This window comes from Mesorhizobium sp. WSM4814 (assembly GCF_055811595.1).
Genome location: NZ_JBVVQT010000004.1, coordinates 360,886 through 385,128 on the forward strand (window position 1 = coordinate 360,886; position 24,243 = coordinate 385,128).

Annotated in this window: 27 protein-coding genes; 14 read left to right on the plus strand and 13 right to left on the minus strand. The window is 62.5% G+C overall.

Annotated features, from left to right (window positions below; translation table 11 throughout):
* Positions 1-36 precede the first annotated feature (36 nt).
* From AC0L2V_RS10250 to AC0L2V_RS10270, 5 genes are all read right to left on the minus strand, one after another.
* A complete protein-coding gene (locus tag AC0L2V_RS10250; protein ID WP_023800626.1) occupies positions 37-366 on the minus strand; it encodes a cupredoxin domain-containing protein in 330 nt (109 codons plus the stop codon).
* On the minus strand, positions 363-887 hold the full coding sequence (locus AC0L2V_RS10255; RefSeq protein WP_473513659.1) for a DUF4142 domain-containing protein: 525 nt from the start codon (positions 885-887) through the stop codon (positions 363-365). Before AC0L2V_RS10255 ends, AC0L2V_RS10250 begins: the two co-directional genes overlap by 4 nt.
* Before the next feature lie 97 nt (positions 888-984).
* Complete coding sequence (locus AC0L2V_RS10260; protein ID WP_287053773.1) at positions 985-1,665, minus strand: RNA polymerase sigma factor; 681 nt, start codon at positions 1,663-1,665, stop codon at positions 985-987.
* 102 nt (positions 1,666-1,767) lie between these two features.
* A complete protein-coding gene (locus tag AC0L2V_RS10265) occupies positions 1,768-2,856 on the minus strand; it encodes an HPP family protein (protein ID WP_287194439.1) in 1,089 nt (362 codons plus the stop codon).
* A gap of 264 nt (positions 2,857-3,120) precedes the next feature.
* Positions 3,121-4,287 (minus strand): cystathionine beta-lyase, encoded by a 1,167-nt coding sequence (locus AC0L2V_RS10270; RefSeq protein ID WP_473513661.1) that lies wholly within the window; start codon positions 4,285-4,287, stop codon positions 3,121-3,123.
* A gap of 431 nt (positions 4,288-4,718) precedes the next feature.
* Here AC0L2V_RS10270 and AC0L2V_RS10275 point away from each other — a divergent pair, with 431 nt between their 5' ends.
* The 5 genes from AC0L2V_RS10275 (at position 4,719) to AC0L2V_RS10295 (ending at position 9,775) form a co-directional block, all read left to right on the plus strand.
* The gene (locus tag AC0L2V_RS10275; RefSeq protein ID WP_023800623.1) at positions 4,719-5,747 is read left to right on the plus strand and encodes an amino acid ABC transporter substrate-binding protein; all 1,029 of its coding nucleotides are present in this window, start codon (positions 4,719-4,721) and stop codon (positions 5,745-5,747) included.
* A 63-nt stretch (positions 5,748-5,810) separates the two neighbouring features.
* Complete coding sequence (locus AC0L2V_RS10280) at positions 5,811-6,998, plus strand: amino acid ABC transporter permease (RefSeq protein ID WP_023800622.1); 1,188 nt, start codon at positions 5,811-5,813, stop codon at positions 6,996-6,998.
* A gap of 4 nt (positions 6,999-7,002) precedes the next feature.
* Entirely contained in the window at positions 7,003-8,160 is a 1,158-nt protein-coding gene (locus AC0L2V_RS10285; RefSeq protein ID WP_027155356.1) for an amino acid ABC transporter permease, read from the plus strand.
* Positions 8,161-8,181: 21 nt separating this feature from the next.
* A complete protein-coding gene (locus tag AC0L2V_RS10290; RefSeq protein ID WP_023800620.1) occupies positions 8,182-8,985 on the plus strand; it encodes an amino acid ABC transporter ATP-binding protein in 804 nt (267 codons plus the stop codon).
* Positions 8,986-9,088: 103 nt separating this feature from the next.
* On the plus strand, positions 9,089-9,775 hold the full coding sequence (locus tag AC0L2V_RS10295; protein WP_473513663.1) for a TIGR02117 family protein: 687 nt from the start codon (positions 9,089-9,091) through the stop codon (positions 9,773-9,775).
* 238 nt (positions 9,776-10,013) lie between these two features.
* On the opposite strand, the gene AC0L2V_RS10300 is transcribed toward AC0L2V_RS10295, so the two are convergent.
* Both AC0L2V_RS10300 and AC0L2V_RS10305 read right to left on the minus strand, forming a co-directional pair.
* On the minus strand, positions 10,014-11,240 hold the full coding sequence (locus AC0L2V_RS10300; RefSeq protein WP_473513665.1) for an FAD-dependent monooxygenase: 1,227 nt from the start codon (positions 11,238-11,240) through the stop codon (positions 10,014-10,016).
* A gap of 15 nt (positions 11,241-11,255) precedes the next feature.
* Positions 11,256-11,501, minus strand: a complete 246-nt coding sequence (locus AC0L2V_RS10305; protein WP_023800617.1) for a zinc-finger domain-containing protein — start codon at positions 11,499-11,501, stop codon at positions 11,256-11,258.
* 318 nt (positions 11,502-11,819) lie between these two features.
* Between AC0L2V_RS10305 and AC0L2V_RS10310 the strand changes: the two genes are divergently transcribed.
* Positions 11,820-14,021 (plus strand): RNA degradosome polyphosphate kinase, encoded by a 2,202-nt coding sequence (locus AC0L2V_RS10310; RefSeq protein ID WP_473513667.1) that lies wholly within the window; start codon positions 11,820-11,822, stop codon positions 14,019-14,021.
* Positions 14,021-15,556 carry an exopolyphosphatase gene (gene ppx / locus AC0L2V_RS10315; protein ID WP_473513669.1) on the plus strand — a complete coding sequence of 512 codons (1,536 nt, stop codon included), beginning with the start codon at positions 14,021-14,023 and terminating at the stop codon, positions 15,554-15,556. The genes AC0L2V_RS10310 and ppx overlap by 1 nt, the downstream gene beginning before the upstream one ends.
* Positions 15,557-15,618: 62 nt before the next feature.
* On the opposite strand, the gene AC0L2V_RS10320 is transcribed toward ppx, so the two are convergent.
* The 4 genes from AC0L2V_RS10320 to AC0L2V_RS10335 all read right to left on the minus strand — a co-directional run bounded on the left by AC0L2V_RS10320 (position 15,619) and on the right by AC0L2V_RS10335 (position 19,015).
* Entirely contained in the window at positions 15,619-16,041 is a 423-nt protein-coding gene (locus tag AC0L2V_RS10320) for a DoxX family protein (RefSeq protein WP_473513671.1), read from the minus strand.
* Positions 16,042-16,193: 152 nt separating this feature from the next.
* Positions 16,194-16,616, minus strand: a complete 423-nt coding sequence (locus tag AC0L2V_RS10325; RefSeq protein ID WP_027155363.1) for a DoxX family protein — start codon at positions 16,614-16,616, stop codon at positions 16,194-16,196.
* Positions 16,617-16,739: 123 nt separating this feature from the next.
* On the minus strand, positions 16,740-18,137 hold the full coding sequence (gene fumC, locus AC0L2V_RS10330) for a class II fumarate hydratase (protein WP_473513673.1): 1,398 nt from the start codon (positions 18,135-18,137) through the stop codon (positions 16,740-16,742).
* A gap of 107 nt (positions 18,138-18,244) precedes the next feature.
* The gene (locus tag AC0L2V_RS10335) at positions 18,245-19,015 is read right to left on the minus strand and encodes an NIPSNAP family protein (protein WP_473513675.1); all 771 of its coding nucleotides are present in this window, start codon (positions 19,013-19,015) and stop codon (positions 18,245-18,247) included.
* A 95-nt stretch (positions 19,016-19,110) separates the two neighbouring features.
* On the opposite strand from AC0L2V_RS10335, the gene AC0L2V_RS10340 reads away from it, so the two are divergent.
* Complete coding sequence (locus tag AC0L2V_RS10340) at positions 19,111-19,797, plus strand: TetR/AcrR family transcriptional regulator (RefSeq protein WP_473513677.1); 687 nt, start codon at positions 19,111-19,113, stop codon at positions 19,795-19,797.
* Between the two features lie 37 nt (positions 19,798-19,834).
* On the opposite strand, the gene AC0L2V_RS10345 is transcribed toward AC0L2V_RS10340, so the two are convergent.
* On the minus strand, positions 19,835-20,422 hold the full coding sequence (locus tag AC0L2V_RS10345; protein WP_473520026.1) for a hypothetical protein: 588 nt from the start codon (positions 20,420-20,422) through the stop codon (positions 19,835-19,837).
* Between the two features lie 120 nt (positions 20,423-20,542).
* Here AC0L2V_RS10345 and AC0L2V_RS10350 point away from each other — a divergent pair, with 120 nt between their 5' ends.
* Complete coding sequence (locus AC0L2V_RS10350) at positions 20,543-21,673, plus strand: metallophosphoesterase (protein ID WP_473513680.1); 1,131 nt, start codon at positions 20,543-20,545, stop codon at positions 21,671-21,673.
* Between the two features lie 61 nt (positions 21,674-21,734).
* On the opposite strand, the gene AC0L2V_RS10355 is transcribed toward AC0L2V_RS10350, so the two are convergent.
* Complete coding sequence (locus tag AC0L2V_RS10355; RefSeq protein WP_091590669.1) at positions 21,735-21,914, minus strand: CsbD family protein; 180 nt, start codon at positions 21,912-21,914, stop codon at positions 21,735-21,737.
* Between the two features lie 571 nt (positions 21,915-22,485).
* On the opposite strand from AC0L2V_RS10355, the gene AC0L2V_RS10360 reads away from it, so the two are divergent.
* The 5 genes from AC0L2V_RS10360 (at position 22,486) to AC0L2V_RS10380 (ending at position 24,235) form a co-directional block, all read left to right on the plus strand.
* Positions 22,486-22,695 carry a cold-shock protein gene (locus AC0L2V_RS10360; protein WP_010915421.1) on the plus strand — a complete coding sequence of 70 codons (210 nt, stop codon included), beginning with the start codon at positions 22,486-22,488 and terminating at the stop codon, positions 22,693-22,695.
* Between the two features lie 347 nt (positions 22,696-23,042).
* Positions 23,043-23,270 (plus strand): hypothetical protein, encoded by a 228-nt coding sequence (locus AC0L2V_RS10365; protein WP_027155369.1) that lies wholly within the window; start codon positions 23,043-23,045, stop codon positions 23,268-23,270.
* The gene (locus AC0L2V_RS10370) at positions 23,270-23,677 is read left to right on the plus strand and encodes a hypothetical protein (RefSeq protein ID WP_027155370.1); all 408 of its coding nucleotides are present in this window, start codon (positions 23,270-23,272) and stop codon (positions 23,675-23,677) included. Before AC0L2V_RS10365 ends, AC0L2V_RS10370 begins: the two co-directional genes overlap by 1 nt.
* Before the next feature lies 1 nt (position 23,678).
* Positions 23,679-23,846 (plus strand): hypothetical protein, encoded by a 168-nt coding sequence (locus AC0L2V_RS10375; RefSeq protein WP_287120983.1) that lies wholly within the window; start codon positions 23,679-23,681, stop codon positions 23,844-23,846.
* Between the two features lie 23 nt (positions 23,847-23,869).
* Positions 23,870-24,235, plus strand: a complete 366-nt coding sequence (locus AC0L2V_RS10380; RefSeq protein WP_091590675.1) for a YkgJ family cysteine cluster protein — start codon at positions 23,870-23,872, stop codon at positions 24,233-24,235.
* The last annotated feature ends 8 nt before the right edge of the window (positions 24,236-24,243 follow it).

The window sequence follows — 24,243 nt, forward strand, 5'->3', positions numbered from 1 at the left end:
CGCCCTGCGCGCGCAGGGCGGTCTCCGCTGGCACGGCTAGGGCGACGTCACCGTCAGATGGCCTTTCATGTTGGGGTGGAAGCGGCAGAAATAGTCGAACGCTTCCGCCTTCTGAAGGGCCATGCTCGCTGATGTCTTCGGCGGGATAACCACCTCCCAGCCGCCTTTGACGGTCGCCGTGTGGGCGAACACGTCCTTGTTGACCCACTCTATCGTATCGCCGACCTGCGCCTCGATGCTTGCGGGCGAAAATACAAGCTTCTCGATCGTCACCTCAATCGTTTCGGCCTTGGCTGGTGCGGCAGCAATACTCAACGCCATTGCAATCCACAGATGCCGTTTCGACACCGTCGGTGCTGTTCTCATTTCAGCATGCCGGCGACATGTTCGGCATGCTGTTCATGGCCCTGGAATAGCTTCAGGCCGGTCTCCAGCAGGCTCTTCAGTTCGGCATTCTCGGCCGAGGGGATCAGCAGAGTTTCGAGCGCGCCATTGACCTGCTTGTGATAGGCAACCTCGTTGTCGACATAGGCCTTGTCGAACGCGGTGCCGTCGAGCTTGGCGAGCTTCGCCCGTTCCTCGGCCGCCGCCTTGGTTAGCGCCTTGCTGGTGGCGTTGTCCTCTGGCGTGACGTTGAGCTTCTCGACCAGGTCAAGCGCCTGTTTGTTCACGGCTTCATGGTCTCGCACCATGTCTTTGGCGAAATCGAGAATCTCCTTGTTCTTCGATTTCTTCAGTGCTTGCATGGCCGCCTCGACGTCAAGCACGCCGGCTGTGTAGGCGATGTGCGCGATCTGCGGGTCGCTCGGCTTGTCGGAGGCTTGCGCCGACGTCGCTGCGCTGAGCAGGAAAAGCGCGGCCAGCGCGGTGGTCGATCGAATAAACATGACGTTCTCCTTCGCCGGATGCGGTTGGCTCCGGGCATTTTCAGTTGACGATGATTGGATGCCGGAAGGGAGCAAACGTTCCCGGGAATTCGGGAAATCAGTCTGTAAAGCCAAGCCGCTGCATCACCGCGGCGGTCAGCCGTTCACACCGGCGGCCGGCGAAGGGGAAGGCATCGAGCAGCACCGGGCCGATCTGATCGGCCAGCGCCTTGCGCACGAGGGCGCGGGCGCGGTGCAGCCGGGTCTTGACGGTTTCGGGCCGCACATCGAGTAATTCGGCGGTCTCGTCTATGCTGAGACCTTCGATCACCCGCGCCACGAATACTGTCCGGTAGACATCGGGAAGGCGATCGGTCGCCCGTTCGACAAGCTCGAGGATCTGCCGTTGCGCCATCATCCGCTCCGGATCGTCGCTGGGATTGAGGGGGAACTTGATGATTTCGGCTTGTAGATTTTGCGGCATCGCTACCGTTCGCCGCCTTTTGCGCAAACGCCCAAGCGCCTCGTTGATGACGATGCGCGACAGCCATGTGGCGAGAGAGGATTCGCCGCGAAAATCCCCGAGCTGGGCAAAGGCCCTGACATAGGCCTCCTGCACGATGTCTTCAGCCTCGCTGTCGTTGCGGACGACGCTGCGGGCGATACGATAGAGTCGCTGGTTGTGCATTTTGATAATCGTGTGGAAGGCTCCGCCCTCGCGCGCCAGCGCACGGCCGACAAGCTGCATCTCGCCAGATGCGGCGGGCATGACGGTCGCAGATATGGCCGGTTTCCTCATCGCGAGCCAATCTCATGACCGGAAGCAAATCCTCCGATCGAAACATTGGACGGGCTAACCGCGAAAAGGTTCCCGAACATTTTTCCCGGCGGCCGGCACCGCTTACGCTGCCGCTTCCGCCAACGCCTTGTCGCCAGCTTGCGCGCGTGCCGTTGCGGCCAGCAGATCGGTCTGCGTGATGAGGCCGAGGATGTGCTGGTTATCGTCTACGATGACGACGGCGTGGCTGCGGCCGTCGGTAAGCACCGGCAGGAGGCCCATGGCCGGCGCGCTCGCCGAGGCAGTCGCCACGGCCTTTGTCACGCTTTTCACCGCTTGCGCCGCCCGCGCCAGTTCGCGCAGTCCGACGGCGCCGATAAGCTTGGCCTCCGCGTCGACGACCGGCAGCATCCGGATATTGTGATCGAGCAGCAGATGACGCGCCTCGTCGGCATCAGCATGCTCGTCCACGGCAATCACGTCGCGCGACATGATATCCTCGCACAGCAAGGTCCGGTGCGTGCGCACCATCGCCTGTAACTCCACCTGCCGCAGTAGCCGTTCGAGATCGTTGCGGTCGATGTCGAACGTCTCCTCCAAAGCGCCGAGCGCAGCATCGATGTCCTCGGGCCGGAAGCCGATACGCTCCTGCGCCGGTGGATCGATGGTGCCGTGGCTGTTCTTTGACGCAGCGGTGGTACCATGCGGGTAGGTCCGTCGCGTCAGCTTGTGAAAACCGTATCCGAGCGCCACCAGCACGATCGAGTTCAATGCCACCGGCACGAACGGAAACAGGAAGCCGGCGTCGATGACGGCCGGGCCGCCGAACACCGCCGTCAGAGCCGCCGCGCCGCCTGGTGGATGCAGGCAGCGTGTGAACGACATCGCGGCGATGGCCAACGATACCGCAATGCCCACCACAAGGACGGGCTCATGTATGAAACGCGCCACAATCACGCCGACGAGCGCCGATATGGTGTTGCCGCCGATGATCGACCAGGGTTGCGCCAACGGGCTCGCCGGCACTGCGAACAAAAGCACGGCCGAGGCACCCATCGGTGCCACGAGCAGCGGCACATGCGGGCCGCTGCCGAGCACGAGGCCACCGATCGCGCCGGTCAGCGCAATGCCGATCGTCGCACCGAAACAGGCGATCATGCGCTCGCGCAGTGTCGCGCCGGCCAGTATGGGAGAAAAAAGACGAAAGGCCATGGGTGCTCTGGGGTTTATCCCACTCTGGGGTTGATCCCCGAGGAGTGTTGAACTTTGAAACGCCTTGCAATGACGCCAGACTGCTGAATTCGAAAGCCAAACCAATCCGAGAAATAGCGGATTTGGGAAATATTGTTGCGCGACGCGGGTAGATCAGGCGAGGTCCGGCCGCCAGCCGGAGCAGCTACACAGCGTGATCCGGCTAGTCTTTTCAAGAGGTTGAGCGCGTTTTCTGAATCGGTGTTGGAAGCTCGCTACCGTAGCTCAACCCGCCGCCGCAGTGAGGCCGCGCGCCAGATCGGCCTTCAAATCCTCGACATCCTCAAGCCCGATCTGCAGGCGGATGAGCGGGCCATCATAAGGACCCTTGGCGACGACGCGGTCGCCGAGGAAGACCGGCACGGCAAGGCTCTCATAGCCGCCCCAGGAGTAGCCGAGGCCGAATATCCTGAGCGCGTCGAGGAAGGCATGCTGCTGTTTCTGGCCGCCGCCCTTGAGCACGATCGAAAAAATGCCGCTCGAGCCGCAGAAATCGCGCTTCCAGAGATCGTGGTCGGGATGGCTGGCAAGCGCTGGATGCAGCACCCGCGCCACGCCCGGCTGGCCCTCCAGCCAGCCGGCGATCGCCAGAGCGCTGCGCTGATGGTGGTCGAGGCGCACACCCATGGTGCGCAGGCCGCGCAGCACCTGATAGACATCGTCCGGCCCGGCGCAGCAGCCCATCGTGTAAAATGTCTCGCAAAGCTGTTTCCAGCAGGCCTTGTTGGCCGACGCCGTGCCGAGCAGCACGTCGGAATGGCCGGCCGGATATTTCGTCGCCGCATGGATCGAGATGTCGACGCCATAGTCGAGCGGGCGGAAGTAGAGCGGCGTCGCCCAGGTATTGTCCATCATCACGATCGCACCTGCGGCGTGTGCCGCGCTGGAAATGGCCGGTATGTCCTGCACCTCGAAAGTGTTGGAGGCCGGCGATTCGGTGAACACGACCTTGGTGTTGGATTTGATCAGCGCCGCTATACCGGCGCCGACATGCGGATCGTAATATTCGACCTCGACGCCTAGCCGTTTCAGCATCGTGTCGGCGAAATTGCGGGTTGGGTGATAGACGGAATCGACAATCAGGACATGGTCGCCCGCCGACAGGAAGGCGAGCAGCGGCACTGTCACCGCCACCAGGCCGGAGGGCACCACAATCGTGCCGGCCGAGCCTTCCAGTCCGTCGATGGCGCTGGCAAGCGCGTCGGTGGTCGGCGTGCCGCGCGTGCCGTAGGTGTATTTCTGGCCGCGTGCCGCCATCGTCGCCGCGTTGGGAAAGAGCACGGTCGAGGCATGTACGACCGGCGGGTTGATGAAGCCGAAATAGTCGTGCGGATTGTTGCCCGAGTGGGCAAGCCGCGTGTTGATGCCCATTTCATTGCCGCCTTTTGCCATTGCGCTTCGCCTCTGATGGAAGCGCTAGCCATAGTGCGGCGGCATTGGCCGCGCAACCGTTCGCCATCCGCCAGCCGGCGGACTGGTTGTGCCAATCGCTCCGATGGCATTCAGGCGCGCGGCGCTGCCCCCCGAAGATGGATTTCAGAAGCCCAGCTCCGATTCGCGTTGGCCGGATCTCGCAGTTGCTGGCTAATTTTCAGGCGCGTTTGTCTGCAATTCAGGCATTTGCGGCAAATGGTTTGAAACTCTTTGGGTTTCGGTCATTTTCCTTGACCTCAATGTGATAATCGCCTTCGATGCAGTTCGTGAATGGGAGGCAGCGCGTCGGTTGCGATGCGGGTTCCGGGAATGGGCCGGAACGGGAAGCTGCGTTCACACGGAAAAAAAGTCAGGTTCGCCTGAAAAAAACAGAAAAGGGTCTGTGGGTTATGAAACACATTGCAATCGGCATTCTGGGCGCCGCCGCGCTTGGATTGGTGGCTTCGGCCGCGTCGGCGGCCACGCTCGACGACGTCAAGGCCAAGGGCTTCATCCAATGCGGCGTGTCGACCGGTCTGGCCGGCTTCTCGGCGCCGGACGACAAGGGCGACTGGCAAGGCATCGATGCGGACTTCTGCCGCGCTGTCGCGGCCGCCGTGTTCGGCGATGGCACCAAGGTCAAGTTCACGCCGCTCAGTGCCAAGGAACGCTTCACCGCACTGCAGTCGGGCGAGATCGACGTCCTGTCGCGCAACACCACCTGGACCATCAACCGCGATACGGCGCTTGGTCTGAACTTCGTCGGTGTCACCTATTATGACGGACAGGGCTTCATGATCAACGCCAAGAAGCTGCCGGGGGTGAATTCCGCGCTGCAGCTTTCGGGCGCGGCGGTCTGCGTGCAGAGCGGCACCACGACCGAACTCAACCTTGCCGACTACTTCAAGACGAACAAGATGGAGTACAGCCCGGTCGTCTTCGAACAGCTGTCAGAGGTCGACGCGGCCTATGACGCCGGCCGTTGCGATGTCTACACCACCGACCAATCAGGTCTCTACGGCATCCGGCTGACGCTGGGCGCGCCCGCCGACCACGTCGTGCTGCCTGAGATCATCTCCAAGGAACCGCTCGGACCGGCCGTGCGCCAGGGCGACGACCAGTGGTACCACATCGTCAAGTGGACCTATTTTGCGCTGTTGCAGGCAGAGGAACTCGGCATCACCAAGGCCAATGTCGAGGAAATGAAGGCCTCGGACAATCCCGAGATCAAGCGCGTGCTCGGCCAGGAGGCCGATACCAAGATCGGCACCGATCTCGGTGTCTCCAACGACTGGGTCGTCAACATCGTCAAGACCGTCGGCAATTACGGCGAAATGTTCGAACGCAATGTCGGGTCGGGCAGCCCGCTGAAGATCGCGCGCGGCATCAACGCGCTGTGGACCAAGGGCGGTCTGCAATACTCTCCGCCGATCCGCTGATCGAAATGTGATCCGGGAGGCAGATCGTCTGCCTCCCGGTTTCTCTTTCCAGGGGATGGTCGAATGGCATCGCAGGAAATTCTTCGCGAGGAGCCAAGCCGCGGCTCCTTCATCAATGATCCAAAGGTCCGCGGCATAGTCTTCCAGGCGGTGGTCGTCATCGTGCTGGTTGCGTTGGTCTGGTGGATCGTCCAAAACACCATCGACAATCTGACGCGCCTGCGCATTGCGTCAGGCTTCGGCTTCCTCAGGGGTCGCGCCGGCTTCGACATCAGTGACAGCGCCATCGCCTATTCGTCGGATTCGACCTATGGCCGCGCCATCGTGGTCGGCTTTATCAACACCCTCATCGTTGCCGCCGCCGGCATCGTCACCGCCACCATCATCGGCTTTATCCTCGGCGTCGGCCGGCTTTCGCACAACTGGCTGATCCGCAAGATCTGCATGGTCTATGTCGAGGTCTTTCGCAACATCCCGCCGCTGCTGGTCATCTTCTTCTGGTATTCCGGCGTGCTTTCGGTGCTGCCGCCGCCGCGCGAAAGCATCAATTTGCCGTTCAGCTCCTTTCTCAACCAACGCGGCTTTTATTTTCCACGCGCCGTGTGGGGCGAAGGCTCCTGGCTGATCCTGGTTGCTTTGCTTCTCGGCATCGCCATGGCGTGGTTCGTCGCCCGCAAGGCGCGTCAGCGGCAGATGGCGACCGGCCAGCAATTCCCTGTGTTCTGGACATCGGCGGCTTTGATCATCGGCTTGCCGTTGCTGGCCTACGCGCTCAGCGGCTTCCCGCTGAGCTTCGATTATCCAAAGCAATCGACCTTCAACCTGACTGGCGGCTTTCAGGTCAAGCCGGAGTTCCTGTCGCTCTACCTGGCGCTGTCCTTCTATACGGCGGCCTTCATCGCCGAAATCGTGCGGGCCGGCATCATGGGCGTCAATAAGGGTCAGACCGAGGCAGCCGGTGCGCTAGGGCTGCGGCCGGGATCGATCCTGCGGCTTGTCGTCATTCCGCAAGCCATGCGGATCGTCATTCCGCCGCTGACCAGCCAATATCTGAACCTGACCAAGAACTCGTCGCTGGCCATCGCCATCGGCTACCCGGATCTGACGGCGACGACCGGCACGGTGCTGAACCAGACCGGCCAGGCTATCGAGTGCGTGCTGATCATGATGGTGGTCTATCTCGCACTCAGCCTGTTGACGTCGGCGGTCATGAACGTGGTCAACGCCAGAATGGCGCTGGTGGAGAGGTAGCGACATGCAGGAGCACGATCTTTCCTTCGTCCGCGTCGAAATGGCGCTGGCACAGTCGGCGCCTGCAAGCGAGCGCGGCCTGGGCGCCTGGATACGCAAGAACCTGATTGCGTCGACCGGTGACACGATCCTGACCATCATCGGCATCGTGCTGGTCGCGATGATCCTGCCGCAACTGATCAGCTGGGCCTTCATCAACGCCCAATGGACCGGCGCGGACCGTACCTTTTGCGCCACAGCGGCACAGGGCGGCGTCCAGCCGGACGGCTGGTCCGGCGCCTGTTGGGCCTTCGTCAACGCCAAGTTCGGCCAGTTCATGTTCGGCCGCTATCCGATCGATGAGCGCTGGCGGCCGATCCTGGTCGCCATACTGTTCGTGGCGCTTCTGGTGCCGCTGCTCATCCCGAAGGTGCCGCGCAAGGGGCTGAACGCCATATTGTTCTTCGGGGCGCTGCCGATCTTTGCCTTCATCCTGCTGGTTGGTGGCGTGTTCGGCCTGCCGCATGTCGAAACCCCGCTATGGGGAGGGCTGCTGGTGACGCTCACCCTGTCCTTCGTCGGCATTGCCGTGTCGCTGCCGCTCGGCATCGTGCTGGCGCTCGGACGGCGCTCGAAGATGCCGATCGTCAAGATGCTGTGCGTCATCTTCATCGAGACGGTGCGCGGCATCCCGCTGATCACCGTGCTGTTCATGGCCAGCGTCATGCTGCCGCTGTTCCTGCCGGCCGGCGTCAGCTTCGACAAGTTCCTGCGCGCGCTGATCGGTGTTTCGCTGTTTGCCGCTGCCTATATGGCCGAAGTGGTGCGGGGAGGCCTGCAGGCGATCCCCAAGGGCCAGTACGAGGGTGCGGATTCGCTCGGCCTCGGTTACTGGCAGAAAATGGGCCTGATCGTGCTGCCGCAGGCGCTGAAGCTGGTCATTCCCGGCATCGTCAATACCTTCATTGGCATGTTCAAGGACACCAGCCTGGTTTCGATCATCTCGATGTTCGACCTGCTCGGCGTCGTCAAACAGAATTTTAACGACCCCAACTGGGCAACGCCGCAAACGGCCAGGTCCGGCCTGGTGTTTGCTGCCTTTGTCTTCTGGCTGTTCTGTTTCGGCATGTCGCGCTATTCGATGTTCACGGAACGCCGGCTCGACACCGGCCACAAGCGCTAAGAACAAAAAAGGGAACCTTCCATGACAATAGAAAATGCAGTCAGCGCGGAAGAGATCAAGGTCAATGCCGCCAAGATGCAGGTTTCCACCACCGATGTCGCCATCGACATCATCGCCATGCACAAATGGTACGGCGAATTCCATGTGCTGAAGGACATCAACCTGAAGGTGATGCGCGGCGAGCGCATCGTCATTTGCGGCCCTTCGGGCTCGGGCAAATCGACGATGATCCGCTGCATCAACCGGCTGGAAGAGCACCAGAAGGGCAAGATCATCGTCGACGGCAAGGAATTGACCAACGATCTCAAGAAGATCGACGAGGTGCGCCGCGAGGTCGGCATGGTGTTCCAGCATTTCAACCTGTTCCCGCATTTGACCATCCTGGAAAACTGCACGCTGGCACCGATCTGGGTGCGCAAGACGCCGAAGAAGCAGGCCGAGGAAATCGCCATGCACTTCCTCACGCGCGTCAAGATTCCGGAACAGGCCAACAAATATCCCGGCCAGCTTTCCGGCGGCCAGCAGCAGCGCGTCGCCATCGCCCGCTCGTTGTGCATGAATCCGCGCATCATGCTGTTCGACGAGCCGACCTCGGCGCTCGATCCCGAAATGATCAAGGAAGTGCTGGAGACGATGGTTGGCCTCGCCGAAGAGGGCATGACCATGCTCTGCGTCACCCACGAGATGGGCTTTGCACGCAAGGTCGCCAACCGGGTGATCTTCATGGACCAGGGCCAGATCGTCGAGCAGAACACGCCAGCCGAGTTCTTCGACAATCCGCGCCACGAGCGCACAAAACTGTTCCTGTCGCAAATCCTGCACTGATTGCTCTCACGCGAATCAAAAGAGCCCGGCCGAAACCCTGCCGGGCTCTTTTGCGTCTGAGCCGTCAGCAAACGATTGCGCCCCGATTGCGAGGCCGTCCCTCATGAAAAAGCCGTCCCTCGTGAAAAAGCTTGGGCGTTTTCTCGCCATTCTGGTGGTGGCAATCGTGCTTGCCGTGGTTCTGGGCACATTCATTCCACGGCCGCTCTTGCAGGCGGCCGCCGCCGATCCCGCCGCCATCAGGCACGTCCTGGTGCTGAAAAATCCGATCCACACAGATATCGCCATCCCGGTCGATGACGACGTGCGCAAGCGCTTCCATTTCCTGGTCGGTGGCGGCATTCCGGCCGACATGGCTGGGGTCCGCTACATCGTCTTCGGCTGGGGAGGCCGCGCCTTCTATCTGGAGACGCCGACCTGGTCGGAACTGAAGGCGGCGCCGGTGATGAAGGCGCTGACATTGGACGCATCGGTGATGCATGTCGATGTCGCCGGAAACATTGTCGAGCCGCACCCCGACGTCGCCGGCTTCGACATCAGCGAGCAGCGTTTTGCAGCGCTGCTCGATTTCATCGCGGCGAGTTTCCAGCAAGGGCCGAACGGTCCGATCCTGATCGAGAATGCCGCTTATTCCAGGTTCGACCGCTTCTACGAAGCCAACGGCCATTTCAATGCGCTGGCTGGCTGCAACACCTGGACAGCGGCGGCTCTGCGTATCGCCGGCCTGCGGACAGGCTGGTGGAATCCGCTGCCGACCTCACTCGACCTGTCGATGCGGATTTATAATTGATGCTGCGGGTAATCAGCGCCTCATTGCGGCGCGCCCCCCTCTGTCCTGCCGGACATCTCCCCCACAAGGAGGCACAAGGAGGGAGATATTCAGTTTCGGCGCCGCGCTTCATCCTGCAACGTTGGAGATTGGCGAAAGCCGAGGTGACGGCCGATCTCCCCCCAAGTGGGGGAGATGCCGAATCTTGGCAAAGAGGGCAGGACAGAGGGGGGCGCTGTCCCGCCAACCGGTCGAGCTTTCATTGCCGATCGCCATCCGGCGGCCGCCAGCCATAGAGCCAGTCGAGATCGGCCGCGAGCTTTTCCGGCGAGCGCCACTTCAGGAACAGGTTGCGCGCGACCGCCACCGGCCCCGCTGCATGCCAGGCGAGCCTGTTCACCGCACCGCGGCGGGCGACCTTGGCGATGCGCGGGCGGCGCATCTTTTCCCAGGCGGCAAGCGCGCCCCACGGATCGGCGGGCGCGGCAGCGACAAAGCCGGCAAGGGTTGCGGCATCCTCGATCGCCATCGCCGCCCCCTGCGCCGCGAACGGCGTCATTGCATGCGCCGCATCGCCGATCAGCGCGATGCCGGCGGGTGTCGTCCATGGTTGTGCCTGGTCGACCGTATGGATCGGCCACGCGGTCCACGGGCCCGCATCCTCGACAAGCCGGGCCAGCGCTGCCACCGTGCCAAGCATGGCGCCGAGGAGTATATTGGGATCAGCGTGGCCCGACCAGCGCTCGGCGATGACCTCGCCCCTGGTGAAGGCAGCCAGGTTGAACGCCATGCCGTTGCTGACCGGATAGGCGACGAGGTGGAAGCCGGGATGCAGGAAGGTGGTCACGCAATTGGCGGCGCCGACCGCCGCAAGGACTTCTCCTGCGACACTGCCTGCACTGATCGTAGCGCGCCAGGCAAGCTCGCCCGAAAACCGGCTTTTGGCCGCAAACCCGCCAAAAGCCCGGATCGCCGACCAGACGCCGTCGGCGCCGATCAGCAGAAAGCCGCCGGCTTCGACTGTCTTGCCGGCAATCTCGACTGTTGCCGTGGCATGGCGCGGTCCTGTGGCGATGTCGCCGACGCGCGCGCCGGTGACGAGACTGATGTCCGGCCGTTCGGCAAGGCGCGCCATCAGTGCATCTTGCAGGTCAGCCCGATGAGCGACGAGATAAGGCGCCTGCCAGCGGCCTTCGGCCGCTTCGCCAAGCGGCACCCGCGCCAGCTCACGTAGCGTGGCGGCGTCCTTGAGCACGACCGCCTCCGGCCGCACCGCCGCCGGCAACAGCCGGTCGAGCACGCCGAACTGGCGAAGGATGCGCGTCGCGTTGGGTGAGAGCTGGATGCCGGCACCGGCCGCTTCGAGGCGCGGCGCCTGTTCGAACAGCCGCACCAGATAGCCGCGCTCGGAAAACGCCAGTGCCGCGGTCAGTCCGGCGACGCCGGCTCCGGCGATAACGACCTGCCGGGACCGGGTGTCGTCCATCGGATGGCGTGCGCGTCAGGCGGCCTGGTGGATATAGAGGCATCCGGCAGGCTGTGTTTCCGTCGCCTTCAGCTTTGGCGAATAGCGAAAAAGCGTCGAGCAATAGGGGCAGACCTTTTCATTGTCGTCGCCCATGTCGAGAAACACATGTGGATGGTCGAAGGGCGGGTTAGCGCCGGTGCACATGAATTCCTTGACGCCGATGTCGATTGCCGGATAGCCCGCATCGTTTTGGAAATGGGGAATGGAACCGCCTGCCATCGTCGTCTCCTATATTTGCCGCATGACCCCGGCTCATGTGCAAAATCAAAATTCCACCGCGTCCTTTGCGCGTCCAAAGGACGCGCCGCGCTGCACCTGGATTGCATCTGGATCATAAGCAGTCTCTTTGCAAGATCGATGAAATCAAACTGTCGTAAAAGCCTGTCACAGGATAAGCTAAGCCGGTTAAGGCATGGCCCCGAAACCGAATTCGGTTTTGCTGGGGATCATGCGTAGCTTAAGTGGTGGGAGCGTCCTTTTGCGCGTCCGCGACGACGCGCGACGCTGTGGCCAGCGGGTGCGAAACGAGCAGGAACCATGAACGAACTAAAGCCGGTGCAGAGCGAATTCACCACTGTCGAGGTGGCGAGCCCAGAGGGCGGCAATCCGGACCGCTTCGTCAACCGCGAGTTTTCCTGGCTGCAATTCAACCGCCGCGTCCTCGAAGAATCGCTGAACGCCAACCATCCGCTGCTCGAGCGGGTGCGCTTCCTGTCGATTTCGGCCGCCAATCTCGACGAGTTCTTCATGGTCCGTGTCGCCGGTCTCGCCGGCCAGGTTCGCGAAGGCATCACGCTGAAGAGCGCGGACGGCCGCACCCCTGAACAACAGCTGGAACAATTGCTGCGCGAGGTCGAGCGCCTGCAGGAGGACCAGCAGAACAGCCTATCCGCTCTGATGCTGCTGCTCGACAAGGAAGGCATCGAGAGCATCAGCCGCGATGGGCTGACCAAGGACGAGAAGACCTGGCTCGAGGATCATTTCCAGGAGCAGGTGTTTCCGGTGCTCACACCGCTGTCGATCGACCCGGCGCATCCGTTCCCGTTCATTCCCAATCTCGGCTTCTCGATGGCGCTGCAACTGCGCCACCGCAGGAATGGCGAGGAGATGAGCGCGCTGTTGCGTCTGCCGGTGGCGCTCAAGCGCTTCATCCGCTTGCCTGACCGCAAGCATCATGTCCGCTTCATTCCGCTGGAAGAAGCGGTCGGCCTCTATATCGGCAAGCTGTTCCCCGGCTACGAGGTCAAGGGCTCCGGTACGTTCCGCATCATCCGCGACAGTGACATCGAGGTCGAGGAGGAGTCCGAGGATCTCGTGCGCCTGTTCGAGACGGCGCTGAAACGGCGTCGTCGCGGCTCGGTCATCCGCATCGAATTCGACAAGCTGATGCCGGCCGAACTGCGCGAGTTCGTCGCCGGCGAGCTTGGCGTCTCATCGAGCCGGATCAGCGTGCTCACCGGTCCGCTGGCGCTCAGCCAGATTTCCGAGATCGTCGCCATCGCCCGCGACGATCTCAAATTCAAGCCTTACAATCCGCGCTTTCCCGAACGCATCCGCGAGCACGGCGGCGACTGTTTCGCCGCCATCCGCGAGAAGGACATCATCGTTCATCACCCCTACGAATCCTTCGACGTGGTGGTGCAGTTCCTGCGCCAGGCGATGGCCGATCCGGAAGTGGTGGCGATCAAGCAGACGCTCTATCGCACCTCGAACGACAGCCCGATCGTGCGCGCTTTGGTCGACGCGGCGGAGGCCGGCAAGTCGGTGACCGCGCTGGTCGAGCTCAAGGCGCGATTCGACGAGGAAGCCAACATCCGCTGGGCGCGCGACCTCGAGCGCGCCGGCGTTCAGGTCGTGTTCGGCTTCCTCGAACTGAAGACCCACGCGAAAATGTCGCTGGTGGTGCGGCGCGAGGACGGCAAGCTGCGCAACTATGTGCATCTCGGCACCGGCAACTACCATCCGGTCACCGCGCGCATCTACACCGACTTGTCCTTCTTCACCACCGCTCCGACAATCGCCCGCGATGTCGCCCAGCTGTTCAATTTTATCACCGGCTACGCCGAGCCGACCGAGGAGATGCGGCTAGCCATCTCGCCGTTCACGCTGCGCAAGCGCATCCTCAAGCACATTTCGGACGAGATTGCCCATGCGCTGGAGGGCAGGCCGGCCCGCATCTGGATGAAGATGAATTCGCTGGTCGACCCGATCATCATCGACGCGCTCTATGACGCCAGCCGCGCCGGCGTCGAGGTCGATCTCGTCGTGCGCGGCATCTGCTGCCTGAGGCCCCAAGTGCCGGGCCTGTCGGAAAACATAAGGGTCAAGTCGATCGTCGGCCGCTTCCTCGAACACAGCCGAATCTATTGTTTCGGCAACGGTCATGGACTGCCGTCGGACGGGGCGATCGTCTACATCTCATCGGCCGATTTGATGCCGCGCAATCTCGACCGTCGCGTCGAAACCATGGTGCCGATCACCAATCCAACGGTGCATGAACAAGTCATCGGCCAGATCATGCTGGGCAACATCATGGACAACCAGCAAAGTTTCGACGTATTGGCTGACGGAACCTCCCGGCGCGCCACGCTCGAGGAGGGCGAGGAACCGTTCAACGCGCAGGAATATTTCATGACCAATCCGAGCCTCTCCGGACGCGGCGATGCGCTGAAATCGCATGCGCCCAAGCGCATCGCGCAGTTCAAGCGCCGCAAGAAAAACGCCGCAGCGACCGGCTGATGATTTCAACGTCCCAGGGCCGGCTTCAGGACCGCCGACCGCTGTCCATCATCGACATCGGGTCGAACTCGATCCGGCTTGTCGTCTATGAGGGGCTGGCGCGCTCGCCAACCACGCTGTTCAACGAAAAGATGCTGGCCGGCCTCGGTCGCGGCATCGTCTCGACCGGAAAGCTCGATCCCGAGGCGGTGACCCGTTCGATGGAGGAGTTTCGACGTTTTCGCGCGCTGTCCGAGCAGGCCGGCGCCGAGCATATGTATGTGCTGGCGACCGCCGCCGCCCGCGAGGCGGTCAACGGCCCCGATTTCATCCACCGCGCCGAAGATGTGCTCAAGACCGAGGTCCAGGTGCTGAGCGGGCGCCAGGAAGCCCACTATTCCGCGCTTGGCGTCATTTCCGGCTTCCACCCGGCCAACGGCATCGCCGGCGACCTCGGCGGCGGCAGCCTCGAACTGGTCGACGTCGATGGCGAGGCAATCGGCGACGGCATCACGCTGCCGCTGGGCGGCCTGCGCCTGCAGGACATGGCCAAGAACTCACTGGCCCATGCGGCAAAGATAGCGCGCGACGAGCTCGCGAAGGCAAGGCTGCTGAAAGGCGGGCAGGGCAGGCCGTTCTATGCCGTCGGCGGCACCTGGCGAAACCTCGCTCGGCTGTACATGGAAATGACCAGCTATCCGCTGAGCGTCATGCACCATTACGAGATCGGCATCGACAGCGCTGCGAACTTCCTCAAGCAGGTCGCCAAGGGCGAGATCGAGAAGATAAGGGGTATCGAAGGCGTCTCGAAGAACCGCCGCTCGCTGCTGCCTTATGGCGCCATCGTGCTGCAGGAGATCATGGCGGCGATGCAGCCGTCAAAGATCATCGTCTCGGCGCTGGGCGTGCGCGAGGGCTTTCTCTATTCGCTGCTCGACAAAGCCGAGCAGAAGGCGGATCCGCTGATCTCGGCCTCGGAGGAACTCGCCCGGCTGCGTTCGCGCTCGGTCACCCACGCGCATGAGCTTGTCGAGTGGACGGGCAAGACCTTCGCCGCCTTCGGCATCGAGGAGACGGTCGACGAGGCGCGCTACCGCCAGGCCGCCTGCCTGCTTGCCGACATCGGCTGGCGCGCGCATCCCGAATATCGCGGCAAGCAATCGCTCAACATCATTGCCCACGCCTCCTTCATCGGCGTCGACCATCCCGGCCGCGCCTTCCTGGCGCTGGCCAACGCCTACCGTCATGATGGCGTCTTCAACGAATCGATCGCGCCGGAAATCAAGGCACTGGCAACGCCGCGCTATATCGAGCGCGCCCGTGTGCTGGCCGCGGTGATGCGCGTCGTCTACCTGCTGACGGCGGCAATGCCGGGCGTCATGCCGCGGTTGAAATGGGCGAGGCGCGGCAATGGCGTGCTGGCGCTGGTGCTGCCGGCGTCGCTGGCCGACCTTTACGGCGAGCGGCCGGCCGGGCGACTGGCGCAACTGGCGAGGGTGACCAATCGCCGGCTGGTGCTGGCGGTCGAGGGCGGCCCCACTATGCCAGCCAAGTAGTCTGGCTCAGTCAAGTAATTCGGCTCGGTCAAATAATTCGCTCGGTCCGGCAGTTGTGTCGGTCAAGTCGTTTCAGCGCCGATCCGAAGCATCCGCCCGTCGATCGAGTAGGCGCCGGCGCCTGCCATTGCCAACGCCAGAAAACCGCCCGATAGCGCGATGTCCTTCATCAGCATCTGCGAATGCATGAAGGTCAGCGTCGGATCGTCGCCGCCCTGGCCATAGTGGCCGATGAAGCCTGCCGCGACGCAGAAAGCGGCAAGCAGGAGCGCCACGATCGGCGTCTTGAGGCCGACGAGGATGAGCAGTCCGGCGATCATTTCGAACAGGCCCGTCGCCCAGGCTGCGAGCGTCGGCAGCGGCAGGCCAAGGCCGGAAAAATAGCCCGATGTGCCGGCAATGTCGGTAAGCGCGTGAAAGCCGGACGGAACGAATAGAGCGGCGAGCAGCAGCCGCGAAAGCAGAAGCAGCCCATTGCGGGGCATTGGTCACCTCCGACGTCGGCGGCGGTTGGCTTCACCCCGACACCTCATCCTAGCAGAAAGTCCGGCCGGCTGATCGACGGGCATAAACCGACAACGAAAAAGGGACGCGGAAAATTCCGCGCCCCCTTGCTGCAAGTGGTTCCTGGACCGCTTCAGCCGCGCTTGGCGTCGACCGAATAGGCGCCGGCGCCCGAGGAAGCCAGCACGAGGAAGCCGCCGGCAATCGCCAGGTTCTTCATGAAGCTGATCATCTGCATCTGATCGGCCCAGCCGGTGTGGGCGACCAGTCCCGTGGCGACGGTGAAGATTGCCAGCACCCAGGCGGTGATCCGGGTCTGAAAGCCGATGAGGATGGCGAGGCCGCCGAGCAGCTCGAGCAGACCGACGACAATCGCCGTCACGGTCGGCATCGGCAGACCCATGCTGCCGAAGTAACCGGCGGTGCCGGCGATCGCAGTGAGCTTGCCGAAACCGGAAAGCACGAAGATGACCGAAAGCAGGATACGGCCGAGCAGGATGCTGCCTGAGGCGTTGGAAACGGTGCCGGAACCGGCAACAGACGTGTTGGTGGACATGATGGGCTCTCTCCGGGAGGGGTTGTGGTGCTCACCCACATAAAGCAGGGCGACTGTTCACCAAAGATGCAGATTTGGTTACAGATTGTTCACCGCAGTAAAGTTTTTGCGATCAGCGCAAGATCATCCCGGATGCGTCATCTCCTCTGGCCGAACCAGGCGGTCGTAGTCGGCTTCGCTGACCAGCCCGGTGGCAAGCGCTTCCTCACGCAAGGTTGTGCCGTTCTTGTGAGCGGTCTTGGCGATCTTGGCGGCGTTGTCGTAGCCGATGGTCGGCGCCAGTGCTGTCACCAGCATCAGCGAACGGTCGAGGGCGGCCTTGATATTGTCCTCCCGCGCCTCGATGCCGACGACGCAATTGTCGGTGAACGAGATGGAGGCGTCGGCGAGCAGTTGCACCGACTGCAGGAAATTGTAGGCCATCAGCGGGTTGTAGACGTTGAGCTCGAAATGGCCCTGGCTGCCGGCGAAGGTCACGGCCGCATTGTTGCCGAACACCTGGATGCAGACCTGGGTCATCGCCTCGCACTGGGTGGGATTGACCTTGCCCGGCATGATCGACGAACCCGGCTCGTTTTCCGGCAGCGATAGTTCACCAAGGCCGGAGCGCGGGCCGGAGCCGAGCAGACGAATGTCGTTGGCAATCTTGAACAGGGCGCCGGCGCAGGCGTTGATGGCGCCATGCGAGAACACCATGGAATCATGCGCCGCCAGCGCCTCGAACTTGTTTGGCGCGGTGACGAAGGCGATGCCGGTGATCGCGGCGATGCGATCCGCCACTCTCTCGGCAAAGCCGACCGGCGCGTTGAGGCCGGTGCCGACGGCCGTGCCGCCTTGCGCCAGTTCCTGCAGGCCGGGCAGCGTCATCTCGATGCGTTTGATCGAGGAGGCGACCTGCGCGGCATAGCCCGAAAATTCCTGGCCAAGGGTGAGGGGCGTCGCGTCCTGCGTGTGGGTGCGGCCGATCTTGACGATGTGGGCGAATGCTTTGGTCTTGGCCTCCAGCGCGGCGTGCAAATGCCCGAGCGCCGGCAACAATTCGTGCACGATGCGCTCGGCGCAGGCGATGTGCATGGCCGTCGGATAGGTATCGTTCGACGACTGGCTCATATTGACGTGGTCGTTGGGATGCACCGGTTTCTTCGACCCCATGACACCGCCCAGCAGTTCGATCGCCCGGTTGGAGATCACCTCGTTGGCGTTCATGTTGGATTGCGTGCCCGAGCCGGTCTGCCAGACGACCAGCGGGAAATGATCGTTCAGCTTGCCGTCGATGACTTCCTGAGAGGCTTCGATGATCGCGTTGCCGATGGCCGGGTCGAGCCGCTTCAGCTCCATATTGGTTTCGGCCGCCGCCTGCTTGACGATGCCGAGCGCGCGAACGATCGACGCCGGCTGCTTTTCCCAGCCGATTTTGAAATTGCCCAGCGAACGCTGCGCCTGCGCGCCCCAGTAACGATCGGCGGCGACCTCGATGGGACCGAACGTGTCGGTTTCGGTTCTGGTCTCTGGCGCGCTCACATCTCTCTCCGGATTGCAATTTGCAAACGGCCTATCGCGTTGCACAAATGGCTTCAAGCGGAGATTGCGGGCGACAAGGATGCAAATCGGTTGAAGGAGCGCCTCTCTCACCGCCCAAGCAGCGATCGTGAGGTTGGAGATAGGCGCAGCGTTTCCGTCGGTCTGGCCAGGCTCGACTGCAATGCCTGCCAGGCCGGCGCCGCGGCAAGCGCGGCTTCAACGCTTTCGTGGGCGTCCGCGCTGTCGAAGGCGGCGACGCTGATGAAGACATTTTCGCCTGATCGCACCGGCAGGCGGGGAAAGCTGTTTTCGGCATGTTCGGAGACAAACGCAGCAAGCGGCCGCGCGCCATGTGCCGCCAACACGGCAATCGCGTCGGTTTTGAAGCGGTTGGCGAAGTCGGCTTCGGCGCCGTGCCGCAGATGATGAAACTTGATGACAACAATATCCGACAAGCGATTGTCTCCGCTTGGTTTTTCGTAACCATCCAAGGCTGCTCGTTGCGATCCCGACAGATCGAAGCCGGCGCCGGGCCATGCCGGTTTCAGCAACAGCACGTCGTCGGAGGAGATCATCGTGGCGTTGGCGGCGTCGCGCCAGGCGGCCCATACGGGTCCCTCGTAGAAAGCGGTCAGTGCATTTTTCCGCGCTTCCATACCCTCGAAGCCGCGCAGCCAGATGAACATGTCAGGCCGGTCGAGATCGCGAAACTGACCGATGATGGTCATGTCAGCCGCTTCCTGACCCTCGATGAGGTGACCGTCGAAGATGCCGATCAGCGTGTCGCGCCGGCCAGGTTTCAGTGTGTATTGCCTGAGCTCGACGACCGGCGAGGCATTGAGGCCGGATTTCGATCGGGCATTCAGGGGCAGGCTCATCGCGCAATCTCCAAAACAGGGCGTTCATCCTGTTTTATAAACAGACCGGTTGTCCTGTTTTGTCAATCTGCTATCGTGGAAAAATGTCAGCAGAGATGACCGCTCGCCCAAAGGCGCAACCCGGCAAACGCACCAACGACCCGGAAGGCCTGCGCAAACGCGTGCTCGATGTCGCCGAACCCTCGTTTCAGGCGCGCGGCTACCATGCCTCCAGCCTCGGCGACCTGATGGCCGCGGCAGGCGTCACCGGCGGCGCGCTGCATCATCACTTCCCGACCAAGAAGGCGCTGGCGCTGGCGGTGATCGAGGAGCGGGTCGCCGCGGCCGTCGAAGCAACATGGATCGCGCCGGTGCAGGCGGCAGGCTCGGCGCGTGAGGGCGTGCGCAGCGTGTTCGAGGCCGTGGCCGCGGAACTGGAGCAACAGGGTTTCGTGCGCGGCTGCCCGCTCAACAACCTGGCGCATGAATTGTCGCTTGCCGATCCGGATTTCCGCACCGCCCTTGCCGGCATTTTTTCGGCTTGGCGCCAGGCGATCGCCGACAAGGTCGGGGCCGACCAGCAAGCGGGCAGGGAGCAGGACACCGATCCGCAGCGTTTCGCGGCACTCGCGGTCGCGACCTATTCCGGCGCCATGTCGATGGCCAAGACGACGCAGGATTCTGCTGTGCTGCGCGATTGCCTGAACGCGCTGGAGCAGGGAGTTTCTCCAGTTTCTTCATCCGAGGGCGAAGCAAGAGCGAAGCGACGTCGCAGGGTGCTGCGGCAGTACAAAGCATTTTGATGCCGGAGCGCCAGTCGGCTCTCTGCCCTGCCGGGACTTAATTCGGCATCGGTTTGATGACCTCGTAGCCGACCACGCTTTCGGCGTTCGTGCCCTCGTCGTAGCGTCTGGCCAGAACCGCCTGCAGGTCGGGCGCGTAGAGCGCGGTGAATTCATCCTGTGTCTTGCCGGCCTCGTTCTTGATCGTAAGCCTGACGGCGAGCACGTTGTGTTTGCAGTCGCCCAGGCTGAACGTCTCCTTGCCTTTGACGCTGATCTCGAGCGTCTCGGTGCCCTTGGGCTGTTTGTTTGCAGCGAGGCGGACGAAAACGGTCTTGCTTTTCGCCCCGGCCTTGAGCGGAAACAGCTTTCTGAGATCCGAAAACGGGATCATCGCAAGCTGACCGGTCTCGCTGTCGCGAAACACCTCGATCAGACCGCCGAACAGAAACTGCGTCTGCGGCGATTGGGAGTGGTATTCGTTGGCGACCGACACCATTCCACCCGCCGCCGGTCGAAACTCGCTGTGGATACCGGGCCTTTCGAGAATGAATCCGGCCTTGGCGGCTTTGGCGTCGATGCACTCGGCACCATGAACGGCGCTCGCTAGGATGGTAAGTGCCGTCGCGATGGATATAGTCTTCATAGCGTTTGCCCGCGCAAGTTGAGTCCTGACCTAAAAGCAATGCCAGACCTGCGGCAGCGTGTCGACATACCGTTCGCGGCAACTGGACGAAGAGGCGCCGGCTGTGCTGAATTTCACGCCATGAATCGCATCTCGGCAGGATCACTCTCCCGGCGCCGCTTCCTGACGCAGGGAGCAGGGTTGGCCGCGGCCGGCGTCCTTGCGCGACCGGCGCTCGGACAGACCGGACAGCGCATTGCGCCTGTCGACGCCACCTTCCTGTTCGTCGCCGATGTCCATGCCTGCCGCATGGCCAGCGGGCTGAGCCCCAATTGCCAGCAGGAAGGCAAGACCGACGCCGCCTTGCTGCGCAGTATCGCCGCGTTGAACGCCATTGGCGAGAAGCACTGGCCGGCCGAAATCAACGGCATCGCCACCGGCCTGCGCTCGGCCGGCAGCCGCATCGGCACGCCGCTCGGCCTCGTCGTCGGCGGCGACATGACCGATGACGGCGGCGGCCAGGTCACCCAGCCCAGCGAGGGCACGCAGTTGCTCCAGTTCAGCCAGCGTTACCAGCAGGGCATCGGCCCCGATCGCATGCATGTGCCGGTCTATGTCGGCCTCGGCAACCACGATCTCGACCAGAACGGCCCGCCAAACCACGTCGACTGGTACCGCCGCGAAATGCGCGACTATGTCGAGGTCAACCATCGCGCCGGCGTGTTCTTCAAGCCGCCGGTGCCGGTGACCAGTTACGATGTCGACACCGACTGCTACTCGTGGGACTGGGGCGGCCTGCATCTCGTCCAGACGCACCGTTTCGCCGGCGACACCGGCCACGGCGCGGTCTCCGGCCTGCCATGGCTGAAGCAGGATCTGGCGACCTATGCAGCGGACGGCCGCCCCGTCATCCTGTTCCAGCACTATGGTTGGGATGTTTTCTCGATCGAACGGTGGGATGCCGCCAAAGGAACCTTCGACGATGAAGGCGCTGGTGCGCCGCACTGGTGGAGCGAGGTGGACCGGCAGGCGCTGCTGGCGGCGCTGAAGGGCTACAACGTCATCGGCATCTTCCATGGCCACCAGCACGAGACAGCGATGATCTACCGCGGCGATGGGCTCGACCTGTTCAAGCCGAAGGCCGCTTATATGGGCGGCTTCGCGCTGGCGCGGGTGAGCGGCGACAGCATGGACGTGGCGCTTGGCGAAGCCGTTGGCGACCATGGCGAGATCGCCTTCACCAACGCTTTCTCAAGGAGCCTGAATTTCTAACGGCAACTGAAGCACACAGCGGACCGCTAAACCGCTTTCCTCGTCGCTAGCAGCGCAGGGGTCAGATCACCTTCCTGAACTTGTCCTTGATGTCACCATAGGCCTTCTGCATTTTGCCGGCGATCTTGTCGGCCACGCCTTCAGCCTGGACGCGCCTGTTGCCGGTGGCCTTGCCGGCGGCTTTCTTCACCGAGCCCTTGAGCTGCTTGGCTAGGCCCGCAATCTGACTCTTGTTCACCATGGCCGCATCTCCCGGAATCAATCTGCTGTTTGGGAAACGGGTGGCTGGGTTTTCGGTTCCGGAGCCCTGCCTCGTCGGTCAATCAACAGGCCACGGCCTTTGGCCCTGACCGCCATGGCGATTGCTACTCGGCATAAAAGAACGCCCCTCGCGCGTTTTATTGCACGGGAGGCGTCCTTTGTGTCAGCCTTTCCTGAGATTGCTCTCATGAACTGCTGGCGATATTTAAAATGCACGGATGCCAAGATGGTTCCCGGCATGGCGCGATTTTTTTTTACATTTTTAACAGCTGGCGCTGGGCCCGGTTTTCGGCGTCAGATCCGCCGTCGAATTGCCTCCGCAGCCAGCGTGCCGCCATCGGCCCGCCGACGACGAAAGCAGACGGCGAAAGCAAAAATTGACACGGCGCCAAAAGAAGTCTAAAAGCAATTCGTCGATATTTGTTTGACCGACTTTTGTTATCCGCGTGTCCAGGCGCGCCTTTGACGAACTTCCCCCATCAAAATCGAGACAAACGCTGTTGTGCATTCGCATGACGGCGAACGAATATTTGCCACGGAAAGGGTTCGTTATGAGCACAGGCACAGTTAAATGGTTCAATGCCACCAAGGGTTTCGGTTTTATTCAGCCTGACGACGGCTCGGCCGACGTTTTTGTCCACATCTCGGCCGTAGAGCGCGCCGGAATGCGCGACATCGTCGAGGGCCAGAAGCTCGGCTACGAGATGGTCCGCGACAACAAGTCGGGCAAGATGTCCGCCGATCAGTTGAAGGCGGCCTAAAACGGAATTCAGCCTCGCCGGTGACCACGGATGTACTGGCACCGGTGAACGGCTAATTCCAGCGCATGGCCCCGGAAACACCGGTTTCCGGAAAGGATCATGCGCAGAATGAGCAAGTGCACGCGCGTTCAACCGGACGCGCGGCGCTCCAGCTGAGGTCAGGCAATGCCTGGCCTTTTGCGTTTCGGGCGCCGCAAAAGTTCGAAAAGAGCACCGCGCGTTCGCTTGAACGTGCTAAGGATGCTCCAGCAATTTGAAATCGACTGCCGTATTGCTTTGTGCGTGGTCCTGGTCGAAAGACCGGTCTCGCCATTTTCGGCATTACGCTCCGAACCGGGAGAAAGACCTTGACCGCCACTTCGAAGAAATCCCGCGACCACGCCGAATCCATCTTCAGCAAGACCCAGACCCAGTCCATGTCGCTCAACCGCATTATTTCCGAGCAGGATGCTGTCAGCCAGGCCCGGGAAGCCAAGACCGCGCGGCTGCGCGAACTGCGCCTGGAAAAGGAAGCTGACGAGCTGGCTGCAGCCGCCTCGCTCGCTGCCTCGCCGAAGCGCGCAGGCAAACGCTGATGGCCACCAAACGCGTCCCGCAAGAGGCGATCGCCGCCGATTCGACCATCGCCGATGTCGTGGGAGCCCTCGACAAGCCGGTCGAGTATGTCCGGCGCGTGCTCGAAAAGCTCGAGCGGTGCAAGCGCGCCCATGGCGATGCCCAGGTCAGGCTCGGCGTGCGTGGCCGCTCCGAATGCCCGAACTATCTGATCGAGTATGTCCGTGAAAATGCCAAGACCCATGAGCGCGTCACCCATCAGGATGCCGCCTATAGCGGCAGCACGCATCGCGAACTGGCACCCCGGCACATCGAGGAGGCCAGGAACTGGTCGCCCGAGGAAATGAACATCACGGCGGTCTCGGCGCTGATCGGCCGGCTTCGCAACCCGAATGCGCCATCATCGCGTTTCTCCGACGAGGATTGATATGGCCATAAAATTTTCCGCCAAGGATCAGCCGGCAGCAGCCGCTGCCACCGCAAAGCTGGCCAAGCCGGCCGCCGCGCCGAAAGCTGATGTCGCCGCCGAGGCAGCGACCGACCTGTTCAAGTCGCCGGCGGACGTGGCGTCGCGCAAGACCAGGAAGAAAAAATAGCGCCCTTGCCGAGCAACGCCGGTATGAATTCTGTTGCGTCAGGGCTGCTCGCCCTGGCGAGCGCCGGAGACTTTTCGTCACTGGAGGAGCGCGCCGCCCCTCTCTTCGACTGCCAGAGCTGTGGCGCCTGCTGTTCCTATTCGGCCGAATGGCCGCGCTTCTCGACCGAAGATGACGCGCAGCTCGACCGGATCCCGCAAGACTATGTGGCTGCCGACGAAGCCGGCATGCGCTGCGACGGCGTGCGCTGCTCGGCACTTTCCGGCGAGGTCGGCAAGTCGACCATTTGCGGCATCTACGAGGTCCGGCCGGACGTCTGCCGCGCCTGCATGCCCGGTGGCGACGACTGCCTGATGGCGCGCAAGGCACATGGTCTGCCGGCGCCCTGATAACGGGC